Genomic DNA, 25,620 nt, shown 5'->3' on the forward strand with positions numbered 1-25,620 from the left:
TACCGACCCAAGCCATCACTCAACGCAATCACCAGCCTAGTAATCAGAGGCAACGGAACAGACGAGCCTTGAAAAACACTGATTAATTTTGGAAAAACAAAAACCAACAATATCGAGACAAGGATCAAGCCAGCCAAAAGAATAATAGCCGGGTAAACAAGCATCCCAACAAGCTTTCCCTTGGCTTCCCTGAAACGTTTTTGGTCATCAGCCAGAGAAGCCAATCTTTCAGCCAGCCTGCCTGATATTTCGCCACTTTTGATGTGGGCTCTTATAACTGAATTGAAAATATATGCAAAATGGACACATGCAAATGAGAGGGATTCCCCTTGATCCACCGAGACTTGGAGATGGCTGATGATTTTCCGCTTACGAGGAGCCTTATTTTGTTTCATCAGTATTTCGAGCGAATCAGCCAGCGAAATATTGGCCGAGACTAAAAAACTAAGCGAACGAAAAAAAATTTCTTGCTGCCGAGCAGAAAAAGCTTGTAAATCCAAAAAGCGGTCTAAAGACTGATTGATTTTTTCCAGTATGTTTTTCATTTTTTTAGTCTCTATTGGTCAGACTTTATTCGGACAACACCCTCAAGATCTCATTGAGGGTAGTCAGGCCTCGGGCTGATTTTTGTAAGCCGTCCTGATGCAAGGTGACCATGCCTCCTGTCACCGCCATAGCCTTGATAGCCTCCCCTGACTTTTTTTCCAAGATAGCTGTGCGGATAGTTTCATCTATATTTAAAACTTCGTTGACCCCCATCCGTCCACCAACCTTGCGTCGGACCAGTCTTTGCCCAATGACAAGCTTCAATGTGGCTGCTACCAGGTACGGATCAATACCCATATCAAAAAGTCTCGGCACTACAGCAGAAGCCTCTGAAGCATGCAAAGTACAAATAATGAGATGGCCTGTCAGAGCCGCCTGGATAGCGATGCGCGCCGTCTCGGTATCACGGATTTCACCAATCATTATGATGTCGGGATCTTGGCGCAAAACGGAGCGCAGAGCTGATGCAAAAGTCAGCCCGCGCTCGTGCTGGATTTGGATTTGCGCGATACCCTCGAGAGCATATTCAACAGGATCTTCAATTGTGATAATAGAGACATCTGGCTTATCTAGCAGACGGATAAGAGTATAAAGGGTGGTGGTCTTGCCAGAGCCGGTCGGCCCTGCGATCACGATCATACCCTGCTGCCGTCGAAGGGCTTTTAATATCAAACTTTCATCGTACGGAGAAAAATCTAAGTCCACTAGCGATTGTGGAGCAAAATGGGAAATGAGCAGACGAAGCACCGCGCTTTCGCCATGGTAGGTCGGGACAATAGAAAGCCTCATGTCTACCCTAGGCCCATCGCATGGATAATAGAAAAATCTTCCATCATGCGGCAGACTGTGCACATCACTCCTCAATTTTGCTAAAACTTTTAGCCGAGCGACTAAGGAAGAGTGCAGAGAAGCCGGTAGGCTCACCCAATCCTCGAGCAAGCCGTCGATCCTGAGGCGGATCCGTACGGACTCACCCATTGGCACAAAGTGAATATCCGAAGCACCCTTTTTTAGAGCCTCCTCAAAAGCCACATCCAAGATTTCTGTAACCGATCTTTTTGAAAATGTTTCATCAGGCATGCCATCATCATACCTATCTGTGATGAAAGATAATTAAAGAGAAGATAAATTTCCTATTTTTTGCCTTACAATCCGACGGGCTATAGCGCTGACACCCAGCCGCTCTCCTACATCTTGAGACAGCTGCCTCATATATGCCCCACTCGCACATTCAACCAGAATGACTACTTGAAAAAGATCCTGAGATGTTTGGAAAAAATCCCGCCACCCAGCAATCACTTTTTCCTGACGAAAATCCCCTACCACCTCCTGCATGAGATCAAAATCCTCCTCCACCTTTTTTTTGAAATCTTCAAAGAGAAGGCCCCCGCATGCTACCAGCTCGATAGAATGAATAGTGACTCTTTTTTTCACTTTTGGGAAAATACCCTCATGAGCCCACTGGAAGAGGGGTTTGCCCTCAAAAGGTCTGGAGGAAAAAGCGGGATAGACCTGCTCGTAAGTGCCTACAAAATTGGCTAACACTTTTTTCAAACTTTCTTTATCTAAATTTTGAAGTTTTTTGAGCTGGCCTTTTTCTATTTTTTTGACCAACCCCAATGTATCCGCCGTGTCCGTCTCGACTCCAAAAACAATCTCGACTTCATAGGTCTTGTCCAGACCGAGATATTCTTTCCTTTTTTTATTTTCCTCACCAATCAGGACCAACAAAGCACCTTCAGCCATCGGGTCAAGGCGCCCTGCATAACTCAAAGGGACAGTCTTGTAGAAATCACCCCTTTCAGCAACCAGCTCTGATCTAAGTCTATCTAAAGCTTGCAGGGGCGTTTCGCCCCTCTTCTTCCAAAGAGTGATTGTTTTAGGTGCCATAATTAGCTACAATGTACGGCATATGACTGAAAAATCCAAGCCATCCCCAAAGACCCAAAAAATGCTTTCAACCGAGCCTTACAAGGGCGTGCGCGACTTTTACCCTGAAGATCTTTTTATCCAAAACTACATTTTCAATATTTGGCGAAAGACAGCTGAAAGCTTTGGTTATGTAGAATATTCTGCCTCTATTCTCGAGTCTGCTGAGCTTTATAGGGCCAAGTCAGGCGAAGAAATTATCAACGAACAAACCTACACTTTTATTGACCGAGGTGATCGTGAGGTGACTCTTCGTCCGGAAATGACCCCAACAGTCGCCAGGATGGTAGCCGGAAAGCGGCGTGAATTGGCTTTTCCCTTGCGCTGGTATTCTATTCCCAATGTTTTTCGCTACGAACGTCCTCAGCGTGGACGCCTCCGTGAACACTGGCAGCTCAACGTGGACCTCTTTGGGGTTGAAAAAAATGCTGCTGAAATAGAGCTCATCACTCTCGCCCACCAAATCATGAAAAACTTTGGAGCACAGGAAAGTGATTTTGAAATCCGCATCAGTAGCCGCAAGCTGCTCAATGCTATTTTTAACGATTGGTATGAACTCACCGAAACTCAATCTCATGCCCTCCAAAAGCTGATCGACCGTAAAAATAAAATGGATGCCGATACTTTTTCAGAAGAAGCTGAGAAAATTGTAGGCAAAGCTTTCAGTTTTTTGGATTTTGGAGCAAAAGATGGCAATCACAGTGCCGAAGCCGAGCAAGCCATAGCCTTTCCAGACATCCGCGCAGCCAAAGAAGAACTCGATGAAGTCATGACCGCCCTCCAAAATAATGGGATTAAAAATGTCGTCCTCGATCAGGAGCTTATCCGTGGTTTTGACTATTATACTGGCATCGTCTTTGAGGTTTTCGACAAAAACCCAGAAAACAATCGTTCACTTTTTGGCGGGGGTCGTTATGATGAGTTGCTTTCACTTTTTGGTCATGAAAAAGTGGCCGCAGTTGGTTTTGGCATGGGAGATGTGACCATTGCCAACTTTCTCGAAACTCGCAACCTTTTGCCTATTTACAAGAGTCCGGTGAAAGTGGCTATTATCTCCACTGGCATTTCAGCAGAAAATCTTGACCAGGCTGACGCTTATATTCAAAAGGTGTCCACAGCCTTGCGCCACTCAAATATCTCCACCGTCTCATTTTTAAATGACAAAAAAAATATTGGCGACCAGATCAAGACTGCGGACAGACAACATATTCCTTATGTTATAATCATCGGCCCAGACGAGATAGCCGGTGAAATCTTAACCATCAAAAAACTTTCAACCGGTGAGGAAAAGAAGACGCCACTCTCTTCCCTTGCCGAAATCATTCTCTATCTTTTGCCTGAAAAATAAAATAAATCCGCACCCCCTAACATGAGAAAAATTATTTTTGATATCGAAACTCGCAATACTTTTCAGGAAGCCGGCTCAAACGACCCGGCTGATTTGGATATTTCGGTAGTGTGTGTTTACGATTCTGAGACTGACAAGTATTCATCCTATCTTCAGGAAGATCTGGGCAAGCTTTGGCCTTTGATAGAAAAAGCCGACATCTTGGTCGGCTACAATTCTGATCATTTTGATATTCCTCTTTTAAATAAATATTATCCTGGAGATTTGGCTAAAATAAAAAGCGTTGACTTGCTCAAAGAAATTCGGCAATCCCTTGGACGGCGCATCAAGCTTGATGATGTAGCCGAAGCTACTCTCGGAAAAAATAAGATCGCCCATGGGCTCGAAGCTATCACTTGGTGGCGCACAGGCGAACTGGACAAAATTATTAAATACTGTCTGGAAGATGTCAAAATCACCAAGGAAGTCTACGAATACGCTCGCGCACACGGTCATCTCAAATACAAAGATGGAAACATGCTCAAAGAAATTCCTCTCGACACCTCCAGTTGGGAAAAAGAAGCTGACTCGAAAATGACTTTCTCGCTAGGGTTTTAGTTTGACTTTATTTTGATTTACTGTACTTTTAGTTTAGAAAGTCTTTTCTATGAAAAAACTTAATTGGCTTATTGTCATCATTCTGGGCATTTGCGTTATGTTGGAAAAACACGTCGGGCCAAAAGTGCATTTGGCGCTCAATACAGTGGCTTTTGCGTCCTTGACTCTTCTGCTTGGTGAGGCAGTGGACGGCCTCCGAAAATACGAGGCTGGCCGTAAAATCCGCCGACCAAAAATCCCCATCAAAAAATGGATGTGGGCTCATACCGAATGTGGGTCACCTGTTATTGATGGGCAGTGCACCAAGTGCGGCACAGATGTCTTCAAAAAAGCTCGCTGGGTGGCCATGTGCACCACTTGTATCTCACCGTTGAACCCCTCGGGTGAATGCATGAAATGCCATGAAATCTACGACATGTCGTCTCATAGTCCAAAAATAAGCACAGTCCCTGCCTAGGCGTGGACGCCTCCGTGGACACTCCGCGCAAACCCGCCAAACAAAACCCATTTTTGTTGAGGTGGGTTTTGTTTTTTACCCCAAGTTTTTACTCCGACAGTATCGACTGCGTAGACAAAATAATGGCTTTACTGTTACAATAAACCTATGTCAAACCTGCAATTTGATGAGGATAATTCTCTTACACCAACCAAGCATTATTCTAATGTTACATTCAATAGTACCCCCCAAAATCAGGAAAAAATGGGAGGACTGATAGGATTACTTTACAAAACGGGACTGGCAAAAAACAAACGCCAGGCCAATATAATCATGCTTACAACGATAGGGGTATCATGGATTGTTATGATTGTTTTGATAATAAAATTTCTTTTATGAAAATGCGCAGTGTCATAAAAAAACCTCGTCTAAAAAATCTAGGTTTTACCTTGATAGAACTCATGACGGTTATCTCTATCATTGGCCTCCTCTCAACAATCGTAATGGCTGCTGTTTTTCAAGCCAGAGATAAAGCTCGAATAGGGGCTGGCCAGCAGTTTGGGGCCAACTTACTCCACACCCTATACGCCGTGGCCCTTTATGAATTTGACGAGGGTTCTGGCACAGTGGTTCAAGATTCTACTGGCTCAAAACTAAATGGAACTATAAACGGCTCCGTTTCCTACACTACTCAAACGCCCAACGGTAGGGGTTATGCCCTTGATTTCAGCGGTGCAGCCAACAGCTATGTTCAGCTCCCAGCCAAAATTGTGGCCAACGCTACAAACTTTACTTTCGCCTGGGTCTATTGGAGGGGTAATAGTCCAAGTGGCGGAATCTACTGGCAAAGAATTTTTGATTTCGGTTCTGGTATAAATGTATACATGTTTTTAACTCCTGACAGTCAGTCAAACACCCTCCGATTTGCCATTACTACTTCAGGTAACGGAAATGAACAGCAAATCAACGCTCCCTCGACCCTTCCGATTGGGATCTGGGAGTATGTAGCCGTGACCATCGACAACACCAAAAAACTTGGCGTCATGTATCTAAATGGGGTGGAAATTGGAAGAAACAATAATATGACAATCTCACCGGCTTCTTTAGACACGGTAAATGGTGGAACCACCAGCAATTATATAGGCAAATCTCAGTGGGGCGATCCGTATTTTAACGGAATCATTGACAGTGTGCATATTTTCTCGGACAACCTTTCAGTTTCAGAAATCCAAAAGATCTATGCCGAGGAAAAAGCCTTGCATTTGGCTATGCATTAGCCAAATATTTTGTGCTATAATGCCGTCATGGAAACAAACACCAATAAAATTATTCTCCCCATTTCAATTATTATTGCCGGCCTTTTGATCGCAGGAGCTGTTTATATGAGCGGACGACCCTCAGCCAATCTAGCGACAAACACTGGCAACACCGCCGGACAAAGTACTGCTGGACAAGATATCACTATGGCTCCAGTCACTAGTGCCGATCATATCTTGGGCAATATCAATGCCAAAATTGTCTTAGTCGAATATTCAGACCTAGAGTGTCCTTTCTGCAAACAATTTCACACCACTCTGCATCAGATAAGCGATGCCTATGGTAAAAACAATGACGTAGCTTGGGTTTATCGCCATATGCCGATCGACTCTCTTCATCCAAAGTCTCGCAAAGAATCCGAAGCGGCAGAATGTGCTGGTGAAATTGGTGGAGACCAAATGTTTTGGAACTATATCGACAAGATTTACGCCATTACCCCATCCAACAATCAGCTCGACCCCGCTCAGCTACCGATGATTGCTGATCAGCTTGGTTTGGATAAGGCAAAATTTGCTACATGTCTAGCGAGCGGCAAATACGCAGCCAAAGTCGAGGCTCAGAGAGCCGACGGAGTAGCAGCCGGCGGCCAAGGGACTCCTTATACTATTATCCTGACGGGGGATAGAAAAATCCCAATCAATCAAGGCGCCATCCCTTATGATGCTCTCAAGTCTGTCATCGATCAGTTGCTGGCCGGCAAATAGATAGCTTTTTAAGCGCACACCACTCACACTTAGCCTCGCCGCAAGAATCCGTTAAAATCGCACCTGACCAGACCGCATCAAGCAACCGTTGAATCTCTGATTTCACTTTTTCAAGATCACTTTTTTCTATTGGCAATGTTTCAATAAAACATCTCCCTTTGCTGTCTGGCATAATAAAAACTAATGAAGGAATCACGTTTTTATTTTTAAAGCTGACATCCTCTTCAATCAATAATCTATAAAAAACAAGCTGCCGAAAATAATTTCCATTTGAATTCTTGGTCAATCCCTTAATTTCGTTGGCGCTCATTTTTCCTCTAGTCTTGTAGTCAAAAACCAGTGTCTCATCTTCAGTATCGACAATAGCGTCAAGTTTGCCGTGAAGCAAAATGTTTTTGTAATGAGCCTCGCACCAATGCTCGGTAAAAATCCTTCCTTGGAGGGCAAAGTGCGAAGCTAAACTATTTGCAATAGCGGGTGATACTTCTAAAAGCTCCTGACAAACGGCTTCTCGTTCAAACGAAGGTAAAAATGATCTTTTCAGCGACTCCTCGACGGTTTTGTCGATAATGGATTGAATATTTTCAATGCCTTTATCCTTGCTTCGCCAAACTCGGTCAAAAGCGAGGTGCATGGCAATACCCTTCTCGGCACTTGGTGAAGGAGCCTCGGGCAATTTCAAAATACTTTTATACAAAAATTCACTCGGACATTTTAAAAAATGGTTCAGGGCTGTGACGGAAAGACCTTTCTCCAGGATCACATTTTTGGCGTGATCTAAAATTCTATCAGCATTTTTTATGCTGACTGAAGTCGTCTCTAAAGTAGGCTTGTCCTTTGCGGCCGCTTTTTTTGATATAGTGACTGTCGAAACAAGAGACTGGTCAAGCTCAGCTACCAGGCGAAGGGCGGTGAGCACTTTACCATCAGATTCTTCCTTTGGACAAATAATGGTTATATGTTTTCGAGCTCGAGTAAGAGCAACATAAAAAAGTCGTCGCAGGTCTCGGAGTGCGTCAGCCTCCCCCAGCTTGCTTTCTACCGGCAAGACAAAATAGCTGTTACGAGCTCTGCTGCTCCAGGATTCTTCAGTAGCATAAGGAATAAAAACATAATCAAATTCTAGGCCTTTACTGCCGTGGGCAGTCATAACTTTCACTTGGGCGTCAGAGAGACCGACACTTATTTTGACACTTTTATTTTCAGACGAAGCTTTGTATTCCATCAACCTATCCAAAAGTAAACTCGGATCATGAATATCTCCCTCTCGACAAAGACCGAGAGCCAGTCCGACAATAGCCCTCCAAACTTCCACATAAGCTGGGTCTCTGGATACAATATTTAAAAATCCAGATTTTTCAGCAGCAAAAACTAAAAAATTAATCGGACTGTCAGTCAAACGTTCCTTCTGAATGAACGCTAATATCGGCAGATTTTTTTCTATGGCTTCAAATTTGCCATTTCTAAGATCCCGCAAGAGTTCGGTGGCTTGGCTAAAGGCAATACCCCAAAGACCGACCGCGATAGTTTTGCCTAAACTTTCAATATCAGTCTGGTCCTTCAAAAATCCGACCAGAGCAAAAAAAGTGGCTCCTATTGGGTGCGAAAAAATATCGATGCTTCGCTCAGCTGAAACAGCCACCCCATTGGCCTCGCAAAGCCTGATCAAACGCTCCACATCTCTGTTATTTTTACTAATCAGAGCCACCGTTTTTTCTGGTTCCTTTTTTGAAATAGACTTGAGCTGCTCAATGAGGTATTCCTCTCCCGAAGAAACATCCGCGGCCTCGACAAGATCGATCGGCCTTTCTTCTTCATCACCTGAAGCTTTGAGAGGTACGCGTAAATGAGCATACTGCCCTTCTGTATAATTGTTCTCAATCATTTTAAAAGTCGTGTCCAAAATGTGCTGATGTGAGCGGTAGTTATCCTCGAGATTAATTTTCTCAATGTTTGGCCAAGTCTTTTCAAAACGTAAAAAATTCTCTACCGAAGCTCCTTGAAAACGATAGATCGCTTGCTTCTCGTCGCCGACAATAAAAATATTTGGATTGTCAAAAAAATCACCGAGCATCTTGATTATAAAGTTTTGGGCATCATTAGTGTCTTGATGTTCATCTACCAGCAGATAAAGAAACTTTTCCTGGAGCAATCTAAGCAGAAGCGCATTTTGGCCAAGGGCAACAATGAGCTCAAAAATAAGATCGTCAAAATCCATCAATTTTTCCTGCTTCTTTTTTTTCTCATAGGCAGCATAGACATCCGCAAAAATTAACGTCTTGGCACAGCGCTCAAGCGCTCTTTGACCTTCTGCTTTAAGTGTTCCCTTGCTCTCGCCTCTTGTGGAAATGAGACTTTCGTCTAAACCGATACGCTTCATTTCTGCTTCGGTAAATTCTTTAATCATCTTTGGGGTTGAGGCTTCTTTTTTGGCGTCTCGGATGGCGCTTAAAATGGGACCAATGTAAAAATCAGGATTGCCAAAAGGCCGCAGGCTCTCAAATGCTTTGCTTTCAAGAATTTTTCTAATCATGGCTTCAGCGTCTATGTCGGTCATCTGTTTAAAACCATCCAGATGAATAAAATATTCTTTGAACTCTGCCATGACTGAAGCGGCAAAACTGTGAAAGGTGTGGATTCGAACTTCATCTGCCCGCGAGCCAATGAGCTCTCGGAGTTTTGTCTTGATAGCTTTAACCCCAGCGTCGGTGAAAGTAACGGCCAAAATACCCGAAGCGGGGGTATCTGTTTTTTTTAGAATGTTGGCGATGCGGAGTGTCAAAATAGTCGTCTTGCCTGTACCGGGGCCGGCGATCACCATTACGGGGCCGTCTATTGCCTCCACGGCCCGTTTTTGAGCATTATTCAACCTGTCATACTGATTCTTATAACGCTGATCGAAATCGTTGCGATTGGGCATATATGCCTTATATTCTTGCATTTTCAGGTCCGTTTTGCTAGTGAGGTTGGAACCAACTTTCTCTTCCACAACAAAAAGCCGTCGGCCCAGGAAAAACGTTTTATACCGGTCTATTACCACCAGTACCGTCACGAGACGCTTCAGGCCAATATGGTGCCGGAAGACTTCAACACCTACCTCGAGGGGCTCAAGGCGAGGAAAAGTGAGGACATTCCCCATTACATCAAGATCCCGGCCTTCGTCTAGGCCGGCAACGTCGGACAAACAAAATCGCTCAGGGCCCCCACCCCGAGCGATTTTTATTGCATATTTAATTTTCCTTAATGTTGCCTAAGTACAATTTGCTTATTGAACAAGCAAAATAAATTAATACAAAAATATAAAAAGATATAACGCACTATTGGATCTGTGAGCTGCCCATCCCTCGATAATGAGATCGTGTATTTCAATAACCATGGTTTTAATCATTTACTGAGAAAAGGTAAAAATCCTAGAAAAGCCAGTGATGTATACAGAAGACTATCTTTACTTAAATACTGTTTAAAAGTCGTTAAAGAAAAAAACAAGTGGAGTTTTATACAAATCTATTAAAATGAATAATTCTATTGTTCAATACTGGGCACTAAGTAAAGATGAAAAAAATACCAAGATTACAGTTGTCGTTAGACAACTTGGTAATGGATATAAACATTTTTTTAGTATATTTTCAAAAAGAAAATAAATACAAAACACCTCAATCAGGAGGTGTCTTGTCAGGTTTGCCATCAGCTTGAGCCGATAGGGGCTTTCGCCCCGCAAACCCTATGTGCGTATATTAAACAAGCGAAAGAAAAAAATCAAGATTGACAGGCTAATAATTTTTCAACCTATTGATATTCTCATGCTGGCGTATCTTCTCGTGTGCTTTCGCCTCAATCTGGCGAATACGTTCGCGAGTGACTCCGAAGATTTTACCTACCTCTTCTAGAGTGTGCTGGACGCCATCATCGAGTCCGTGGCGCATTTTTAAAATCTCGCGCTCTTTGTCTGATAAATCATCGAGAATTTCTTTGACCTGATCTGACAAAATACGTCGAGAGGATTCCTGATCTGGCGAAAGGATTTTTTCATCCGAAATAAAATCTCCGTAAGTCGACTTTCCGTCATCGTCATCCCCTACTGGAGTGTCGAGTGAGACAGTATTCTGGTCGATTTTTTCAATGGTGTAAATTTTTTCAACATCGAGCCCCATCTCTACGGCTATTTCGTCGGGTAGTGGATCACGTCCAAGATCCTGACTCAAGCGACGATAGACTTGTTTATATTTGGCAATAGTTTCCACCATGTGCACTGGCACCCGAATAGTGCGCGATTGATCAGCCAAGGCCCGAGTAATAGACTGACGAATCCACCAAGTAGCGTAAGTAGAAAACTTATAACCCTTAGTCCAGTCAAACTTGTCTACCGCTTTGAAGAGACCGAGGTTACCTTCCTGGATGAGGTCAAGTAGAGTCAGATCCGCACTGCGTCCCACATATTTTTTAGCAATAGAAACAACAAGGCGGAGGTTGGCCTTGGCAAGCAGATTTTTAGCTTCCTCGTCTCCCTTTTCGATACGCTTGGCAAGTTCCTTTTCCTCATGAGCATGGATCAAAGGATACTGACCAATCTCTTTCAAATACATCTGGATAGAATCATAGGCCGAATCGCTCGAACGCCCGCTGCCATAGGCATACTTTTTAATGACTTCGTCTTCGTCAGCTTTGACTTCGAGTAAGCCGCCTCCTTCAAGGACGTCGATACCCGCCGTAGCCAATTTTTCATAAAGATTGTCTAAGAAAAAAACATCCTCTTCCACTGTCGGAAATTCCTTTAAGATTTCATCATAGGTCACGAAGCCTCGCTCCTTGCCTTTGAGTAAAAGTTTTTCAGCCTTGGCATCAAGCCCCTGAGCCTTGCTCTGGGCTTTGGAAACTTTTTTGTTATTTGTTTTACTGGCCGCTTTAGAAACTGATTTATTTGTTTTAGTTTTAGAAAAACTTTTGGCAGATTTTTTTGCGAGTTTTTTTGCAGGTGCCTTTTTTGCAATAGATTTTGAGGCGGATTTTGAAGCCGCTTTTTTTGATGAAGTCTTTATTTTATTTTTTGGGTTCTTTGAGGACATTTTTGGCATGATATATGTGTCGATTTATTTTTTGCGTGATTCTAATTTTATACTAAATTTATGTAAAATACTTACAAAAACCTACTGATTTTACCCACAGCTTATCCACAGTTGCCAGACTCTATCCGCTCGCCCTTGACCGCTTTTGGACAGAGGCAAGCTCGGTCGACAGACTATGGCACTCTGCAAAAAGAGTTTTGGCCTTTTCGAGATCCTTTGTCTGCTCTGCCCTATGAAGCTCAGCCATGGCCTTTGATAAAAGCTCCTTAACAGCGTCTTCTTCGAGTCTTGACAAAGCCGTGTCAATATCCTGTGTCAAGAGCTTGCTTCCAGCGTAAATCATCTCTGCCTCCGACGCCAAGTCAGCTTTTTCTTCGGCTGAGCCAAAAGTCTCGTCTATACTGGCAATCGACAATCTTTTGAGCAAGCTATCGACCCGAGCCTTAATAGATTGCACGTCAATCTCAGACCCAGACTCCTGCCATGCAATGATGGCCTTGATCAAACGCAAGTCCGGATGGTAAACAAAACCCGCTTTGCTGTTTTCCTTTGCTAAACTTTTTTCATGGTCATTTTTTTCAGGAGTATTTTTTAGTATCTCCGCCTGAGCTGCTCCAGCCATGATTTGTTTGAGCTTATGGAATTCTTCTTTCAAAGCCTCTAGAGGAATGCCCGACACATCTGCAATCCGACCCAAATAGTGTGACTGCTGAATAGCGCTGGGAAGCGAAGCGACATAAGGGAGAACATTTTTTTCTATCTCTTTCCAAAGGGCTTTTTCATCTTTGCCCCCTTTGGTGTTTGCATCTCCCCCTGCGTCTGCCATGACAATGTCGATGTTAAAATCAATGACATGCTTGGCCTTACGCAAAGTTTCTTTCCAAACTTCGAGATTATTTAAGATCAGTTCAGCCGGATCTTGACCTTTTGGCAACTCTGCAATTTTGACTTCCATGCCTAGAGACAAAGCTATGCTCCAAGCTCTGACTGAGGCATTGAGCCCTGCCTTGTCCGCATCGTAGGCAATCATGATATTACTCGAAAGCTGGTTGAGCTTGCGTAAATGATCCGCCGTCAAGGCCGTACCAGATGAAGCCACCGCGTTGGTAAAGCCAGCTTGGTGCGCCATGAGCAGATCCATCTGCCCTTCGACAAGCAAGGAGTAATCTTTTTGACGAATAGCCTGCTTAGCTCTGTCATACCCGTAAAGCACTTCGCTTTTGTTGAAAAGCGGAGTGTCCGGGCTGTTTAAATATTTTGCCTCAGACACTGCCTCTTTTTTTACTCCACCATCCACGGCAATCTCTGCCCCTTCTAATACTCGGCCAGAATACCCGATAACTCGTGATGACGGATCGAAGAGCGGAAATATGACACGCCCCCGGAAGCGATCGTAAAAGCGATTACTGTTTTCGGCTCTTTTGATCAGGCCCACTTTCTCAATCTCAGCTTCCCCAAAGCCATTTACTTGGTCTTTCGAAGAGCCGATTTTTTTTAAGTGATCATTGAGAGCCTGCCACTCGGCAGGTGCATAGCCCAGTCGCCAGGTTTTAATAGTGTCTTCCGTCAAACCCCGTCCGGTGAGATATTTTTTAGCACTATTTGTACCAAGCTCGTCTTCAAGATGACTCTGGAAAAAAATCGTGGCTTCTTCGAGAATGGAGAAAAGTTTTTCGCGCTCGGTCCTTGCCTCAGGACGTTCTCGAGTGATCTCAACTCCAGCTTTATCAGCCAAAATTTTTAGAGCGCCCATGAAATCTACTTTTTCAAACTCTTGCACAAAGGAAAAAATGTCTCCTTTCATACCGCAGCCAAAACAATAGTAGCTTCCGCGCTCTGGTGAGATGAAAAACGAAGGGGTCTTTTCATTGTGAAAGGGGCAGCGGGCCTTGAAATTTGCTCCGGCTTTTTCGAGCTTTATATACCCCCCAATCACTTCCGTCACACTTAACTTTTGTTTGATTTGTTCAACAGTAGTCATAGTGATTCCGGCAGAGCACTCTCCTCACTAAAGCGCTCGATGACTCGCTAACCCGTTCGGAGAGTGCTCTGCCTAAATAAATTATACCGACCCTGAACTAAACTACCCTTGCAACTGTTCTTGATCAAAATGAGCTCGATTTTTCTTTTTCATATCAGCGATCATCTCAAACTTTGGGCTGCCCTTAAATCCGGTACCCGCTGGGATCAAACGTCCAATGATGACATTCTCCATCAAACCCTGGAGAGTGTCTCCACTCCCGCGAACGGCTGCATTGATGAGAATCTTGTTGGTGTGCTGGAACGAAGCCGCTGAGAGGAAGCTGCGACGAGTGAGGGAAACATCTGTGATACCCATCACGATTGGCTCTCCACGAGCCTCGAGGCCGCCTTCAGCTTTAGCCCGCACATTTTCGTCGACGAGCTCGTGAGCTTCGATGATATCTCCGACTGAGAAGGTTGTATCCCCTACTTCTTTGATTTTAACGCGTGAGAACATTTGACGGACAATCACCTCAATATGCTTTCGGGAAACTGCTTCACCCTGGAGCTCATAGAGTTTTTTCACTTCAGAAATGATGTACTCCTGAGCACGCTCTCGTCCACAGTACAAGAATACCTCATCAATATCAGCCGAGCCGTCTGTAATGATGTCACCTTTCTTGACGGCATCACCAACTTTTACTAGCGGTATACGGACATGCGGAATAATATATTCGATTTCACTCTTGCCCCCCTTGCCGGCACGCACACCACTCTTGCTATTTTTACCTGCAGGCTTAGCTTCCTTCTCATGAAGATCAGGAATAACACGGATAATTTTTTCTTTGCCTACTTCTTTGATTTCTGAGACCATACCGTCTACTCGGTTTACGACTGCAGGATTTTTTGGCTTGCGTTTTTCAAAGACTTCCTCCACGCGAGGCAAACCTTGAGTGATATCTCCTCCGACAACAGCCACACCTCCGGCATGAAATGTACGCATAGTGAGCTGAGTACCCGGCTCGCCAATGGCTTGAGCCGCCACTGTCCCAATAGCCTCGCCTAGATCTATCATAATATTTTTTCCGAGGTCGAGACCGTAACACATCTTGCAAACACCGTGATTATTTTTACAGGTCAAAGGAGAACGCACCATCACTTCTGAAATACCTTCTTTTTCTATAGCCCGAGCATCTGGCTTAGTAAGCAAATGGTTGCGCTTGAAAAGCACTTCCCCATTTTTGGCCAAAACATCCTTAGCCAGGATACGTCCATGGACAGTCTTAACGAGTGACTGCTCAATACCTGAAGCGGTTTCTTTTTTGATCAAAACGCCTTCTTTGGTGCCACAATCATCAACTGTGATAATAATATTCTGAGCTACCACGAACAGTTTGCGAGTGAGGTACCCGGCTTTAGCTGTGTTAAGAGCGGTGTCTGTCATACCTTTGCGAGCACCGTGGGTGGTGATGAAATATTCAATTGGAGTCAAACCTTCCTTGAAGGAAGAAAGGATAGGAAACTCAATAGTTTCTCCGGCTGTATTGGTGATAAGCCCTTTCATACCCACCATTTGAGTGAGGTTACCCAGAGATCCTCGAGCTCCTGATTGCACCATGTCGTGCACGGATCCGTTTTTGTCTAGATGATTTGGAATTAGTTTTTCTACTTCGTTTTTGGTTGATTGCCAGATTTCGATAGTCTTGCGAAGTTTTTCTTCATCAGAAAGAAGGCCGTCATTGTATTGCTCGATGACCTCATCGGCTTTTTTCTGTGACTTAGCAATAACTTCCGCTTTGCCCTCTGGAATAATCACATCGTCAATACCCCAAGTCGTCCCGGAATATGTGACATATTTAAAACCAAAAGTTTTAAGTTCATCGAGAATGGCAGGTACCGCATTGACACCGTAGCGAGTGATAAAGTCTTCTACCAAGACGTTCATAGCGGATTTGCTGATCTCTTTATTTATATAAGGATAGTCTTCAGGGAGAATACTGTTGAAAAGAAGGCGCCCGACAGTGGTGTCAAAAAGTTTTCCATCAAACTCCTTGTACTTTTCAGTTTCTGGAGCGCGGACTTTGATCTCAGCCCGAAAGGCCACATGGTCAAAGTTGAAAGCAGCAATGGCTTCTTCTGGACTTCCATAATATTTGCCTTCGCCAAGCTGGCCCTTGACTGTCTTAGTCATCCAATAACAGCCGAGGACCACGTCAAGGAGCTTGGCTGTGACCGTAGGCTCGCCGCTACCTGGTTTAAGAATATTTTTATCTGAGGCCATGATTTCTCGAGCCTCCATTTGAGCCTCATCAGAGAGAGGGACGTGCACAGCCATCGTGTCTCCGTCGAAGTCAGCGTTGAAAGCACTACAGACAAGTGGGTGCACTTGGATCGCATTTCCCTCGATCAAGATAGGCATGAAAGCCTGGATAGAAAGTCGGTGCAAAGTTGGCGCACGGTTGAGAAGTACGTATTTGTCTTTAATGACATCTTCAAGAATAGCCCACACTTCAGGAATACCATCATCAATCAAGCGAGAAGCACCCCGAATGTTGAAAGCCAATTCCTTTTTCAAAAGACCAGAGATGACAAAAGGACGGAAAAGCTCGAGGGCCATGTGTTTTGGCAAACCACACTGGTTGAGTTTGAGCTCAGGACCAACCACGATGACAGATCGTCCGGAATAGTCCACGCGTTTTCCAAGCAAGTTTTGACGGAAGAGACCGCGTTTACCTTTAAGGCCATCAGCGAGAGACTTGAGAGGACGTCGCTGAGCCTGATTGACGCCAGCAAAGAGGGCGTTGCCGTGACGGATCGAGTTGTCAATCAAGGCGTCGACAGCTTCCTGCAAGATGCGCTTCTCGTTTCGCAAGATTACATCTGGGGCTTGAATTTCTTTGAGTTTCTTAAGGCGATTGTTGCGGTTGATGACGCGTCGGTAAAGGTCGTTGACGTCAGAGGTAGCATGACGGCCGCCTTCGAGAGCCACCATAGGACGGAGGGCTGCAGGAATGACTGGGAGGGCTGTGAGGAACATCCATTCTGGACGGATACCTGAACGAATCATGGATTTGATAAGACTCATACGCTTGACTATTTTGTCACGCTCCAAGGCTGAAGCTTTCTGGACTTTTTCTACTAAGTCAGCATAAAGTTTTTTGAGATCAAGACCTTTAAAAATGGTAAAGACGGCCTCAGCCCCAATTGAAGCTTCAAAAGTTGTACCGTATTTAAGAGAAAACTTATGATACTGAATTTCATCGAGCACGCGGCCTACCTGGATGCTTTCGATATCACTTTTGGCATTCATCAAAAGCTCAGTAATGGCTTCTTTGGTCTTTTCATCTTGGACGGATTTAACTTTAGATTTGTATTCGCTGTCTAGTTCTTTCAAAAATTTAGCCTTTTCTTCATCGTTTACTTTGACGATCAGGTAGCCTGCAAAATAAATAACTTTTTCTAGATCGCCGCTGTTCATACCGAGCACAAGGGCGATACGAGATGGCATGTTGCGGAGGAACCAGATGTGGGACACTGGGGTTGAAAGCTCAATGTGACCCATACGTTCGCGTCGGACGATTGAGCGAGTGATTTCCACTCCGCATTTTTCACACACGATGCCTTTGTAGCGAATACCTTTGTATTTTCCACAGTAACATTCAAAATCTTTATCTGGTCCGAAAATCTTTTCATCAAACAGACCGTTCTTTTCAGAACGCTGGGTACGATAGTTCATCGTTTCAGGCTTTGTGACCTCTCCATATGACCACTCGCGGATCCGCTCCGGTGAGGCAATCTTCAATACTACTTCATCGAAATCCTTAATTTCTTTTTTGGCGTTTGGTTGTGTAGGCATATATTTTTAGATTGTTTGATCATCACTGGTAATATCCACTTCGGAATGATTTTTTTCAAGCTCGACATCAAGAGCAAGACCACGGAGATTATTCAAGAGCACACTAAAGGATGCGGGAGCGTTTGGCTCTTTGATCTCATGCCCTTTGACGATGGCGTCGAAGGTAGCTGAACGTCCAACAATATCGTCAGACTTGATAGTCAAAACTTCGCGCAAAGTGTGTGCTGCGCCGTGGCCAGACAAAGCCCAGACTTCCATTTCTCCAAAGCGCTGACCTCCCCCTTGAGCTTTTCCTCCAAGTGGCTGCTGCGTAATGAGAGAGTAAGGTCCGATAGAGCGCATGTGGATCTTGTCTTCAACCATGTGGTGAAGTTTCAAAATGTACATGTATCCAACAGCAATATCCTGATCAAACGACTGACCTGTGCGACCGTCAAAAAGTTTCATCTTGCCGTTTTCATTGAAGCCGGCGAGCTTGAGCTCTTCTTTGATTTCTTTATCAGTTGCTCCGGCAAACGGAGGCACCACGGCTTGATAGTTGAGGGTGTGAGCAGCGAGACCGAGGTGAAGCTCAAGAATCTGTCCTAGGTTCATACGAGATGGCACCCCAAGCGGAGTCAAAATAACGTCAATAGGCGTACCGTCTGCCATATAAGGCATATCTTCTACTGGTAAAATACGGGAAATAACACCTTTGTTGCCGTGGCGGCCGGCGAGCTTGTCACCCACCGAGACGCTACGAAGTTGAGCGATCTCTACGTGAATACGTTTGATGATGCCAGACTCGAGCTTGTCCCCTTTTTCGCGTGAAAAGACTTTGACAGAAATGATGCGTCCGCGCTTTCCATTTTCAAGACGTTTTGAAGTATCTTTGACGTCACGAGATTTTTCTCCAAAGATAGATCGGAGCAGACGCTCTTCGGGAGTGAGCTGAGTCTCGCCTTTGGGAGTAATTTTTCCGACAATAATATCTCCAGGATGCACTTCGGCACCGATACGGACAATGCCGTCTTCGTCGAGGTTTTTGAGACGACCTTCACCGACATTTGGAATATCATGCGTAGTCACTTCAGGTCCTAGCTTTGTGTCGCGGACATTGACCACAAATTCTTCAATATGAATAGAGGTAAATTTACTTTCTTTGACAAGTCGCTCAGAAACAATGATGGCGTCTTCGTAGTTGGCACCTGACCAGGCCATGAAAGCCACGAGTGCATTTTGGCCGAGAGCCATCTGGCCACCATCAGAAGTAGAGGTGTCAACAAGGACGGCGCCTTTTTTCACTTTTTGTCCAAGGTCAACCACGGGTCGTTGATGGAAAGCCGTAAACTGGTTTGTTCGGCTAAAGGATACGAGTGGATATTCTGTCTCTTTGCCTTTTTCATTTTTGAAAACAACCTTGCGGGCATCTACGTGAGAAATAGTACCATTTTCGGGCGCCACAACGATACGGCCTGTGTCTAGAGCGGCTTTGCCTTCGATACCAGTAGCCACCACTGGAGCCTCAGGAATGATACAAGGTGTCCCCTGTTTCTGCATGTTGGAACCCATGAGTGCTCGGTTGGCGTCGTCATGGTTGAGGAAAGGAATCATAGAAGTAGCGATAGAAAAGGCTTGGTTGCTGGCTACATCCATGTAGTGGACTTGATCTGGAGTGACCATGCCTGGCTTGCCTTTGATGCGTACTTCTACTTGCTCTTCGAGGATTTTACCTTCTTTATCGTATTTGGTAGCAGCATGGGCAATCGTGAAGCCTTCTTCTTCGAGGGCGTTCATATAAGTGACTTCCTTTGTCACCTTACCCTTTGTCACTTTGACATAAGGAGTTTCAATCATGCCAAATTCATTGGTACGAGCATATGTAGAAAGGTGAAGCACGAGACCGATATTTTGACCTTCTGGGGTATGGATAGGACAAAGACGACCATAGTGAGATGGGTGCACATCGCGCACCTCGTAGCCGGCACGTTCTCGAGAAAGCCCGCCAGGACCGAGAGCAGAAACCATTCGAAGGTGCTCGAGCTCAGCCAGTACATTTTCCTGACTCATAAATTGTGAAAGCTGGTTGGTAGTAAAAAATTCTTTGATACGAGCCTGGAGAGGTCTTGGCGAAATAAACTGGACAGGCAAAGTGGCATCCGCATCAATAGTAGACATGCGGTTTTGAATATTTCGTTTGATCTGAGTCATACCGACACGGATTTTCTGCTGGATAAGCTCGCCGACATAGCGCACCCGGCGTGAGCCAAGGTGATCAATATCATCCGCCACGGCTTCTCCATTGCTATTGAGCTCGATAATCTGAGCAACAATAATGACGAGATCGTCTATGGAAAGAGTGCCTCGAGTCATTTCTTTTTCCTCCATGGATTTGCCGAAGCGCTTGTTGAAACGAAAACGGCCGACACGGGAGAGGTCGTAGCGTTCTTTGCTGAAGATGCCGTTGATAAATTCTCGAGCGTTTTCAACTGTAGCGAGATCGCCATCGCGAAGACGCTTGTAGATTTCCACGTATGATTCGTCTACAGTTTTGGCATGGTCTTTGGCGATGGTCGCCTCTATATAACCCTTGGCGTTTGGAATATCTTTGAAAAGATCAATGAGCTCCTTGTCAGTCTTGACTCCGAGGACTCGGAAAAGAGAGGTGACTGGAAATTTTCGTTTACGGTCAATGCGTACATGGATAGAGGTGTCGGCATCGCTCTCCATTTCTACCCAAGCCCCTCGAGCTGGAATAATTTTCGCCCCGAAATGCTGCTTGCCCTTGATTTCCTCAGATGTAAAAAAGACCCCAAACGATCGCGCGAGTTGGGGTACAATTGTCCTTTCAATACCGTTAATGATGAAGGTGCCGTGGTCAGTCATCAGAGGAAAATCTGCCATGAAGATCTCCTGTTCCTTTGAGCTGGCGAGCATTTTGTTTTTGAGAAGCACTTTGACTTTGAGAGGAGCCTCATAGGTCATCTTATTACTCTTGGCAAAAAACTCATCATACTTTGGGGCAGAAAGCTCGAAGCCGGTAAAATCAAGCTCAAACTTTTTTTCTGAATAATCTTTGATATTAGAAAATTCCGCAAAGACTTCTTTCAGACCTTGTTCGAGGAGCCATTTATATGAGGTGATCTGTCCTTCTACTAAATTGGGAAGCTCGGCGAGCGGAGCTTTAAACGCTGAGAAATATTTTTGGGGGCGAATAGACATAAAAAGGCGATTATGTTAAAGGGGCGACTTTAATAAATTAACCGTCGACTAAGATGATAAATGAGCGATAAAAAAACCGCTCAAATCCACTAAGTTTTTACTGATAACTATCCAAAACATCGCCCGGCCAAAACACAATCAATAGAGCGCGTAGGAACCCTATAGTAAACCATCTCAAAAATATTGTCAACTTGACTTTGGGGATAGTCTTACCCCTGACTTAGGACCTCCCTTTTGACCTCTCTTCTCGCCATTTTTGGATTTTTTTGTGGTCACCTGAAAGGAGGACTTTAGGTACCCGGTATTTCTTTTTTTTATAGACCAAAACTTCCGGTCGAGTGTAGACTTCCGCACTGGCCTCCCTGCCATCTTCGAGCGAATCGAAATTGCCCAGCACTCCCTCAATCTGTCTGGATACAGCATCTAAAATAATGAGCGCTGGCAGCTCTCCCCCTGTGAGCACAAATGGACCGACACTGATATCAGTCATTGGAAATATTTTTTTGACTCGGGCATCAATGCCTTCATAGCGACCGCATACAATCACAATATCAGTATATTTTTTTGCCAAGACAGCCGCGGCAGTGTTGCTAAATTGTTCGCCTGACGGACTAAGGAAAATTATTTTAGCTTTAGATTTTTTTTTACCGACAGCTTTTTCAATAGCTTTGACTACGGGTAAAGCCTGCATGACCATGCCTGGTCCCCCACCATAGGGTTTATCGTCAATCCGCAAATAAGGCTTGGCATTTTTTTTCTGAGACGGACTAATGTCGCCTACGGGCACAAAATCCCGCGGGTTGTAAAACTTCACCGAAACTTTTTTTTCACGAATAGCCCGCGCCACAATAGACTCACCTATATATGAGCTGAAACTTTCGGGAAACAGAGTAATAATATGGAAATGCATCATTTATATATAGCATGATTTGAACTCCAACAAAATAGCCAAAACAAAACCCCTTTCGGGGACCCGCATAAATCTCTGGTGAGATTTTGCTCTGCTCGGAGCCAAGCTCCTGCGCAATGTCCCCTCAAGGGATTTTGTTTTGTCTATCTTGCTTAAAGTTTTAAATCTGCCATCGATTCATCCAAAGTCTTGGTGACTGATTCCTTCTTCATGCCCCCCGTACTACCTCCACCTTCTGGTTCGTTTATTTTGAGGTTGACGCGAGCATTGTTTTTCATACCTACTACTCGGAGAATAGTCCGGATAGCTTTAGCCGTGTTGCCGGCTCGGCCAATAATCTTGCCCATATCAACAGGATCAACCGTCAAAGTGAGGAGTACCCCCATTTCATCCACGGTACGATTAATTTTTACGGCATTTGGGTTTTCAACAAGCGCTTTGATAACGTAGTCCAGGAACTGAGCATCTAATTCGTTCATATCGTGTGTATTTTAAATCTTAAAGGAGATTCGATAAATCTCGCTTGGTAATATAGTAAGTATAGCACCCCCAAAAAGAGGGTCAATAAATCTAGGCAGCTGGGGTTTCTTCTGGGGCTGTCTCTTCTACTTTTTCTTCGGTTTTTGTTTCCACTTTTTCTTCTGCCTTCACTTCAGCTTTTGGCTCCTCCTCTTTCTTTGCCACAGTTTTTTTAGGTAAAACGTTTATTTTTTTGCCAGTGATAATCTTTTGGGAAATAAGTAGATTGTGAACTGTGCCGGAAGCTTGAGCGCCTTTTTCAAGCCAATGCTTGACCCGGTCAGCCTCAAGACTAGTAGCGCCATCTCGGCGAAAATCGTGTGAACCGAGCACTTCAAGAAAACGGCCGCTTTTTGTGCTGTTTTTTGAATCAGTCAGCACCACGCGAAAGGTAGGCTGGTGTTTTCGTCCTGTGCGTTGTAATCGTATTTTTAACATGTCCCGCCATAGTAGCAGATCAATAGATATTGGTCAACAACCGTGCTATAGTGTCGCAATATGGATAAAAATAAAGGGATCGGTATCATAAGTATCAACTCGAAAGGCGTCGGCTTCATCACTCCCCACATAGACGACGGACATAGGGGCCTCACTCCCCCATCAAAATTTCAAAAAGATCGAGACAAGGACATCATGGTTTCTCCAGAAAAGCTCAATACCGCTTTTCCTGGAGACGAAGTAGGTTTTGAGATCACGGGTAAAAACCGGTTTGATCGGGTGGAAGGAAAAGTGACCAGCATCATCAAACGCGCTCGCACTACTTTTGTCGGAATCCTCGAAAAAGCTCAGAATGGTTTTTATTTGATTGCGGATGATAAACGCGTATATGTGGACATTCTCATTCCTCAAAATTTAATTTCGGAAAATCTGCAGCCTAAGGCCCAAGCAGATTTTAAAGCTCAAATCGAAATCACGGACTGGAAAGGAACTGAGGGTCATCCGATAGCAAAGATTCTTTCTGTCCTCGGACCCAAAGGCAACAATGATGTTGAAATGCATTCAATTGTTTTGGAAAAAGGGTTTGATATTGGTTTTCCGGATGAAGTGGTGGCCGAAGCACACACCCTTGAAAAAACCGAAAAGCCAATCCGAGCCGATGAGATTGCTGGCCGCCGCGACATGCGTGGCGCCACCACCTTTACTATAGACCCAATAGATGCGAAGGATTTTGACGATGCTATTTCCTACAACGAACTCTCGGAAAATGCTGACGAGGTAGAAATTGGCGTGCACATTGCGGATGTATCCTACTATGTCCGTCCAGGGACAGCCCTAGACAAAGAAGCCTACAAAAGGGCCTTCTCAGTCTATCTTGTCGATCGCACGATCCCAATGCTGCCAGAGGTTTTGTCCAACGATCTTTGTAGTCTCAATCCTCAAACAGACAAGCTAGCTTTTTCTTCTATTTTTAAAATGAAAAAGTCTACAGGTGAAGTGACTTCAAGCTGGTTTGGTCGGACTATTATCAATTCGAACAAACGCTTTAGTTATGAAGAGGCCCAAGAGGTCATTGACCGAGGGAGCGCCAGCCCGAGCGATGGGGCCAAGTTTCAACCAGATTTGCTGGCGCTCCGAGACGTAGCTCGTAAGCTTCGAGAAAAGAAATTTGAGAATGGCGCGATTGATTTTGAAACCGAAGAGGTAAAATTTCGCCTGGACGAAAATGGCAAGCCCATCGAGGTCTATAAAAAGCAGCGCCTTGAGACTCACAAGCTCGTCGAAGAATACATGCTCCTCTCCAATCGACAGGTAGCTGAATTTATCTTCAAATCAATAGAAAATAAAAATGGGGCTGCTTCAATCTATCGTATTCACGATGTGCCTCAGACAGATAAAATCCACGAACTTGCTCTCTTTTTGAAAGCTATGGGTTATGATTTACCGGTAAAAGATGGAAAGGGTGGAAATGGTAGCATCTCGGCCAAAGATATCAATGCCCTCCTCAAGGAAATCGCTGGAAAACCTGAAGAATCTCTGATCAAGACAGCCACTATCCGCTCTATGTCCAAGGCTATTTATTCCCCTGCGAACATCGGACACTTTGGTTTGGCTTTTGAATATTATACTCATTTTACTTCGCCTATTCGTCGTTATGCTGACCTATTGGTCCATCGCATTTTGCAAAACATTTTGGTCGGTGGAAAAATTTCTCAAGATGAGTTTGCGCGATATAAAAGAATGGCGGATCAGTGCTCGGAGCGTGAGGTCAAGGCCGCTGAAGCAGAGCGTACCTCCATCAAGCTCAAGCAAGTAGAGTATATGAGTGAGCGTGTTGGACAAATATTTGAAGGGACTATCTCTGGCGTGACCGAATGGGGCATGTATGTTGAGGAAAAAAATACTAAGTGCGAGGGTATGATCAAGATTCGCGACATGACTGACGACTTTTATCAGCATGACGAAAAACGTTACGCTCTCGTCGGTCAAAAAAATAAAAAAGTGTACTCGCTGGGGGACGTTGTAAAATTCAAGGTCACCGGGGCGGATGTGGAGAGAAAGTCTTTGGACTACGTTTTGGCAATTTAGGAAGAGGACAATTGAAAAAGCGCCACCCTGCCGCAGGGTGGCGCTTTTGTTTTAAGTTTTTGCTGATACGGGTTACGTCGGCATGAGATTCTCAGCAATGCCAGGAATCCGCTTGAAGACGTACAGCACGTCGATGTCGTAAACCGTTTCTGGGACTGACTCCATTTTTACGGTCAGTTCATCCTTCTGATCAGGTTTGACTCCACTGACCTCAAGCACCACCCCTGGAGCCGTCCAGGAAAACCAAACCCTCTCGCCCACTTCGTGAGGAAGATGATCTGTTTTTTTCATGATCGTGGCTGGAAAGACGATGGAGCGAATCACTCCGTTGGCCAAACCTTTGGCCTCATCAAAAACAGGCCGAACCATGGGAAAAACCTGAAGACCGGAGCCGAGGTGGCTTATCACCATCAGGTCTTTGTCGGCTTCATCCTCCAGAATTTCCTTAACCCCCAACTTCCACCTTTCCCAGAGAAGGGGTCCAATACAAGACAACGGCACCAAAAAAATTGCTGTGTTGTGCATAATAAACTGAATCTGCCCTATTTATACCATAAATAGGGTTCTATGTAAAGGCCTACTTAATCTGACACCACATATGCAACCATTTCAGCGGGAGTTTTCATGCCAAGGCCAAGATGAATACGGTCGTGGTTGTAGTAGTGAAGATATTTTTTGTAGAGGTCACGAAGTTCATCATAATGCT

At 44.6% G+C, this 25,620-nt stretch carries 20 protein-coding genes; 8 read left to right on the top strand and 12 right to left on the bottom strand.

The features are described from left to right. The 3 genes from PHF79_00780 to PHF79_00790 all read right to left on the bottom strand — a co-directional run. The coding region (locus PHF79_00780) for a type II secretion system F family protein (GenBank protein ID MDD5318343.1) at positions 1–545 on the bottom strand (545 nt) is incomplete at its 3' end. A gap of 25 nt (positions 546–570) precedes the next feature. Further along, positions 571–1,626, bottom strand: a complete 1,056-nt coding sequence (locus tag PHF79_00785) for a GspE/PulE family protein (GenBank protein MDD5318344.1) — start codon at positions 1,624–1,626, stop codon at positions 571–573. 33 nt (positions 1,627–1,659) lie between these two features. Beyond that, positions 1,660–2,436 carry a hypothetical protein gene (locus PHF79_00790; GenBank protein MDD5318345.1) on the bottom strand — a complete coding sequence of 259 codons (777 nt, stop codon included), beginning with the start codon at positions 2,434–2,436 and terminating at the stop codon, positions 1,660–1,662. 22 nt (positions 2,437–2,458) lie between these two features. On the opposite strand from PHF79_00790, the gene hisS reads away from it, so the two are divergent. From hisS to PHF79_00820, 6 genes are all read left to right on the top strand, one after another. Next, complete coding sequence (gene hisS / locus PHF79_00795; protein ID MDD5318346.1) at positions 2,459–3,823, top strand: histidine--tRNA ligase; 1,365 nt, start codon at positions 2,459–2,461, stop codon at positions 3,821–3,823. 21 nt (positions 3,824–3,844) lie between these two features. Further along, a complete protein-coding gene (locus PHF79_00800) occupies positions 3,845–4,420 on the top strand; it encodes a ribonuclease H-like domain-containing protein (protein MDD5318347.1) in 576 nt (191 codons plus the stop codon). A gap of 49 nt (positions 4,421–4,469) precedes the next feature. Then, the gene (locus PHF79_00805) at positions 4,470–4,877 is read left to right on the top strand and encodes a hypothetical protein (protein MDD5318348.1); all 408 of its coding nucleotides are present in this window, start codon (positions 4,470–4,472) and stop codon (positions 4,875–4,877) included. 147 nt (positions 4,878–5,024) lie between these two features. Then, a complete protein-coding gene (locus PHF79_00810; protein ID MDD5318349.1) occupies positions 5,025–5,255 on the top strand; it encodes a hypothetical protein in 231 nt (76 codons plus the stop codon). Continuing rightward, a complete protein-coding gene (locus PHF79_00815; protein MDD5318350.1) occupies positions 5,252–6,133 on the top strand; it encodes a prepilin-type N-terminal cleavage/methylation domain-containing protein in 882 nt (293 codons plus the stop codon). Before PHF79_00810 ends, PHF79_00815 begins: the two co-directional genes overlap by 4 nt. A 27-nt stretch (positions 6,134–6,160) precedes the next feature. Next, complete coding sequence (locus tag PHF79_00820; protein MDD5318351.1) at positions 6,161–6,877, top strand: thioredoxin domain-containing protein; 717 nt, start codon at positions 6,161–6,163, stop codon at positions 6,875–6,877. Here the strand turns inward: PHF79_00820 and PHF79_00825 are convergent. Beyond that, on the bottom strand, positions 6,849–9,797 hold the full coding sequence (locus PHF79_00825; protein ID MDD5318352.1) for an ATP-dependent DNA helicase: 2,949 nt from the start codon (positions 9,795–9,797) through the stop codon (positions 6,849–6,851). The two genes, PHF79_00820 and PHF79_00825, sit on opposite strands and share 29 nt — an antisense overlap. A gap of 15 nt (positions 9,798–9,812) precedes the next feature. Between PHF79_00825 and PHF79_00830 the strand changes: the two genes are divergently transcribed. Continuing rightward, positions 9,813–10,043: a hypothetical protein gene (locus tag PHF79_00830; GenBank protein MDD5318353.1), complete on the top strand. Its 231-nt coding sequence runs from the start codon at positions 9,813–9,815 to the stop codon at positions 10,041–10,043. 604 nt (positions 10,044–10,647) lie between these two features. Here the strand turns inward: PHF79_00830 and PHF79_00835 are convergent. The 7 genes from PHF79_00835 to rpsP form a co-directional block, all read right to left on the bottom strand. Beyond that, entirely contained in the window at positions 10,648–11,940 is a 1,293-nt protein-coding gene (locus tag PHF79_00835) for a sigma-70 family RNA polymerase sigma factor (GenBank protein MDD5318354.1), read from the bottom strand. A 121-nt stretch (positions 11,941–12,061) separates the two neighbouring features. After that, on the bottom strand, positions 12,062–13,921 hold the full coding sequence (gene dnaG, locus PHF79_00840) for a DNA primase (protein ID MDD5318355.1): 1,860 nt from the start codon (positions 13,919–13,921) through the stop codon (positions 12,062–12,064). 102 nt (positions 13,922–14,023) lie between these two features. Beyond that, a complete protein-coding gene (gene rpoC / locus PHF79_00845; GenBank protein ID MDD5318356.1) occupies positions 14,024–17,758 on the bottom strand; it encodes a DNA-directed RNA polymerase subunit beta' in 3,735 nt (1,244 codons plus the stop codon). A 6-nt stretch (positions 17,759–17,764) separates the two neighbouring features. Next, positions 17,765–20,959 (bottom strand): DNA-directed RNA polymerase subunit beta, encoded by a 3,195-nt coding sequence (locus tag PHF79_00850; protein ID MDD5318357.1) that lies wholly within the window; start codon positions 20,957–20,959, stop codon positions 17,765–17,767. Positions 20,960–21,179: 220 nt separating this feature from the next. Further along, entirely contained in the window at positions 21,180–21,872 is a 693-nt protein-coding gene (gene trmD / locus PHF79_00855) for a tRNA (guanosine(37)-N1)-methyltransferase TrmD (GenBank protein ID MDD5318358.1), read from the bottom strand. 149 nt (positions 21,873–22,021) lie between these two features. Continuing rightward, positions 22,022–22,348, bottom strand: a complete 327-nt coding sequence (locus PHF79_00860) for a KH domain-containing protein (protein MDD5318359.1) — start codon at positions 22,346–22,348, stop codon at positions 22,022–22,024. 91 nt (positions 22,349–22,439) lie between these two features. After that, positions 22,440–22,826 carry a 30S ribosomal protein S16 gene (gene rpsP / locus PHF79_00865; GenBank protein MDD5318360.1) on the bottom strand — a complete coding sequence of 129 codons (387 nt, stop codon included), beginning with the start codon at positions 22,824–22,826 and terminating at the stop codon, positions 22,440–22,442. 60 nt (positions 22,827–22,886) lie between these two features. On the opposite strand from rpsP, the gene rnr reads away from it, so the two are divergent. Then, the gene (gene rnr / locus PHF79_00870; GenBank protein ID MDD5318361.1) at positions 22,887–24,914 is read left to right on the top strand and encodes a ribonuclease R; all 2,028 of its coding nucleotides are present in this window, start codon (positions 22,887–22,889) and stop codon (positions 24,912–24,914) included. 72 nt (positions 24,915–24,986) lie between these two features. On the opposite strand, the gene PHF79_00875 is transcribed toward rnr, so the two are convergent. Beyond that, positions 24,987–25,439 carry a hypothetical protein gene (locus PHF79_00875; GenBank protein MDD5318362.1) on the bottom strand — a complete coding sequence of 151 codons (453 nt, stop codon included), beginning with the start codon at positions 25,437–25,439 and terminating at the stop codon, positions 24,987–24,989. Between the last annotated feature and the right edge of the window lie 181 nt (positions 25,440–25,620).

The sequence above is a fragment of the Candidatus Paceibacterota bacterium genome, assembly GCA_028714275.1.
Lineage (GTDB): Bacteria > Patescibacteriota > Minisyncoccia > Phycocordibacterales > CAINVO01 > CAINVO01.

Excerpts from the sequence above, each read along its gene's own strand:
- PHF79_00835 (MDD5318354.1), bottom strand. The coding sequence starts at position 11,940 with ATGTCCTCAAAGAACCCAAAAAATAAAATAAAGACTTCATCAAAAAAA.
- PHF79_00820 (MDD5318351.1), top strand. The coding sequence starts at position 6,161 with ATGGAAACAAACACCAATAAAATTATTCTCCCCATTTCAATTATTATT.
- PHF79_00850 (MDD5318357.1), bottom strand. The coding sequence starts at position 20,959 with ATGTCTATTCGCCCCCAAAAATATTTCTCAGCGTTTAAAGCTCCGCTC.
- PHF79_00810 (MDD5318349.1), top strand. The coding sequence starts at position 5,025 with ATGTCAAACCTGCAATTTGATGAGGATAATTCTCTTACACCAACCAAG.
- PHF79_00805 (MDD5318348.1), top strand. The coding sequence starts at position 4,470 with ATGAAAAAACTTAATTGGCTTATTGTCATCATTCTGGGCATTTGCGTT.
- rpsP (MDD5318360.1), bottom strand. The coding sequence starts at position 22,826 with ATGTTAAAAATACGATTACAACGCACAGGACGAAAACACCAGCCTACC.
- PHF79_00790 (MDD5318345.1), bottom strand. The coding sequence starts at position 2,436 with ATGGCACCTAAAACAATCACTCTTTGGAAGAAGAGGGGCGAAACGCCC.
- PHF79_00875 (MDD5318362.1), bottom strand. The coding sequence starts at position 25,439 with ATGCACAACACAGCAATTTTTTTGGTGCCGTTGTCTTGTATTGGACCC.
- PHF79_00815 (MDD5318350.1), top strand. The coding sequence starts at position 5,252 with ATGAAAATGCGCAGTGTCATAAAAAAACCTCGTCTAAAAAATCTAGGT.
- PHF79_00860 (MDD5318359.1), bottom strand. The coding sequence starts at position 22,348 with ATGAACGAATTAGATGCTCAGTTCCTGGACTACGTTATCAAAGCGCTT.
- trmD (MDD5318358.1), bottom strand. The coding sequence starts at position 21,872 with ATGATGCATTTCCATATTATTACTCTGTTTCCCGAAAGTTTCAGCTCA.
- PHF79_00785 (MDD5318344.1), bottom strand. The coding sequence starts at position 1,626 with ATGCCTGATGAAACATTTTCAAAAAGATCGGTTACAGAAATCTTGGAT.
- dnaG (MDD5318355.1), bottom strand. The coding sequence starts at position 13,921 with ATGACTACTGTTGAACAAATCAAACAAAAGTTAAGTGTGACGGAAGTG.
- PHF79_00825 (MDD5318352.1), bottom strand. The coding sequence starts at position 9,797 with ATGCCCAATCGCAACGATTTCGATCAGCGTTATAAGAATCAGTATGAC.
- rnr (MDD5318361.1), top strand. The coding sequence starts at position 22,887 with ATGGATAAAAATAAAGGGATCGGTATCATAAGTATCAACTCGAAAGGC.
- rpoC (MDD5318356.1), bottom strand. The coding sequence starts at position 17,758 with ATGCCTACACAACCAAACGCCAAAAAAGAAATTAAGGATTTCGATGAA.
- PHF79_00800 (MDD5318347.1), top strand. The coding sequence starts at position 3,845 with ATGAGAAAAATTATTTTTGATATCGAAACTCGCAATACTTTTCAGGAA.
- hisS (MDD5318346.1), top strand. The coding sequence starts at position 2,459 with ATGACTGAAAAATCCAAGCCATCCCCAAAGACCCAAAAAATGCTTTCA.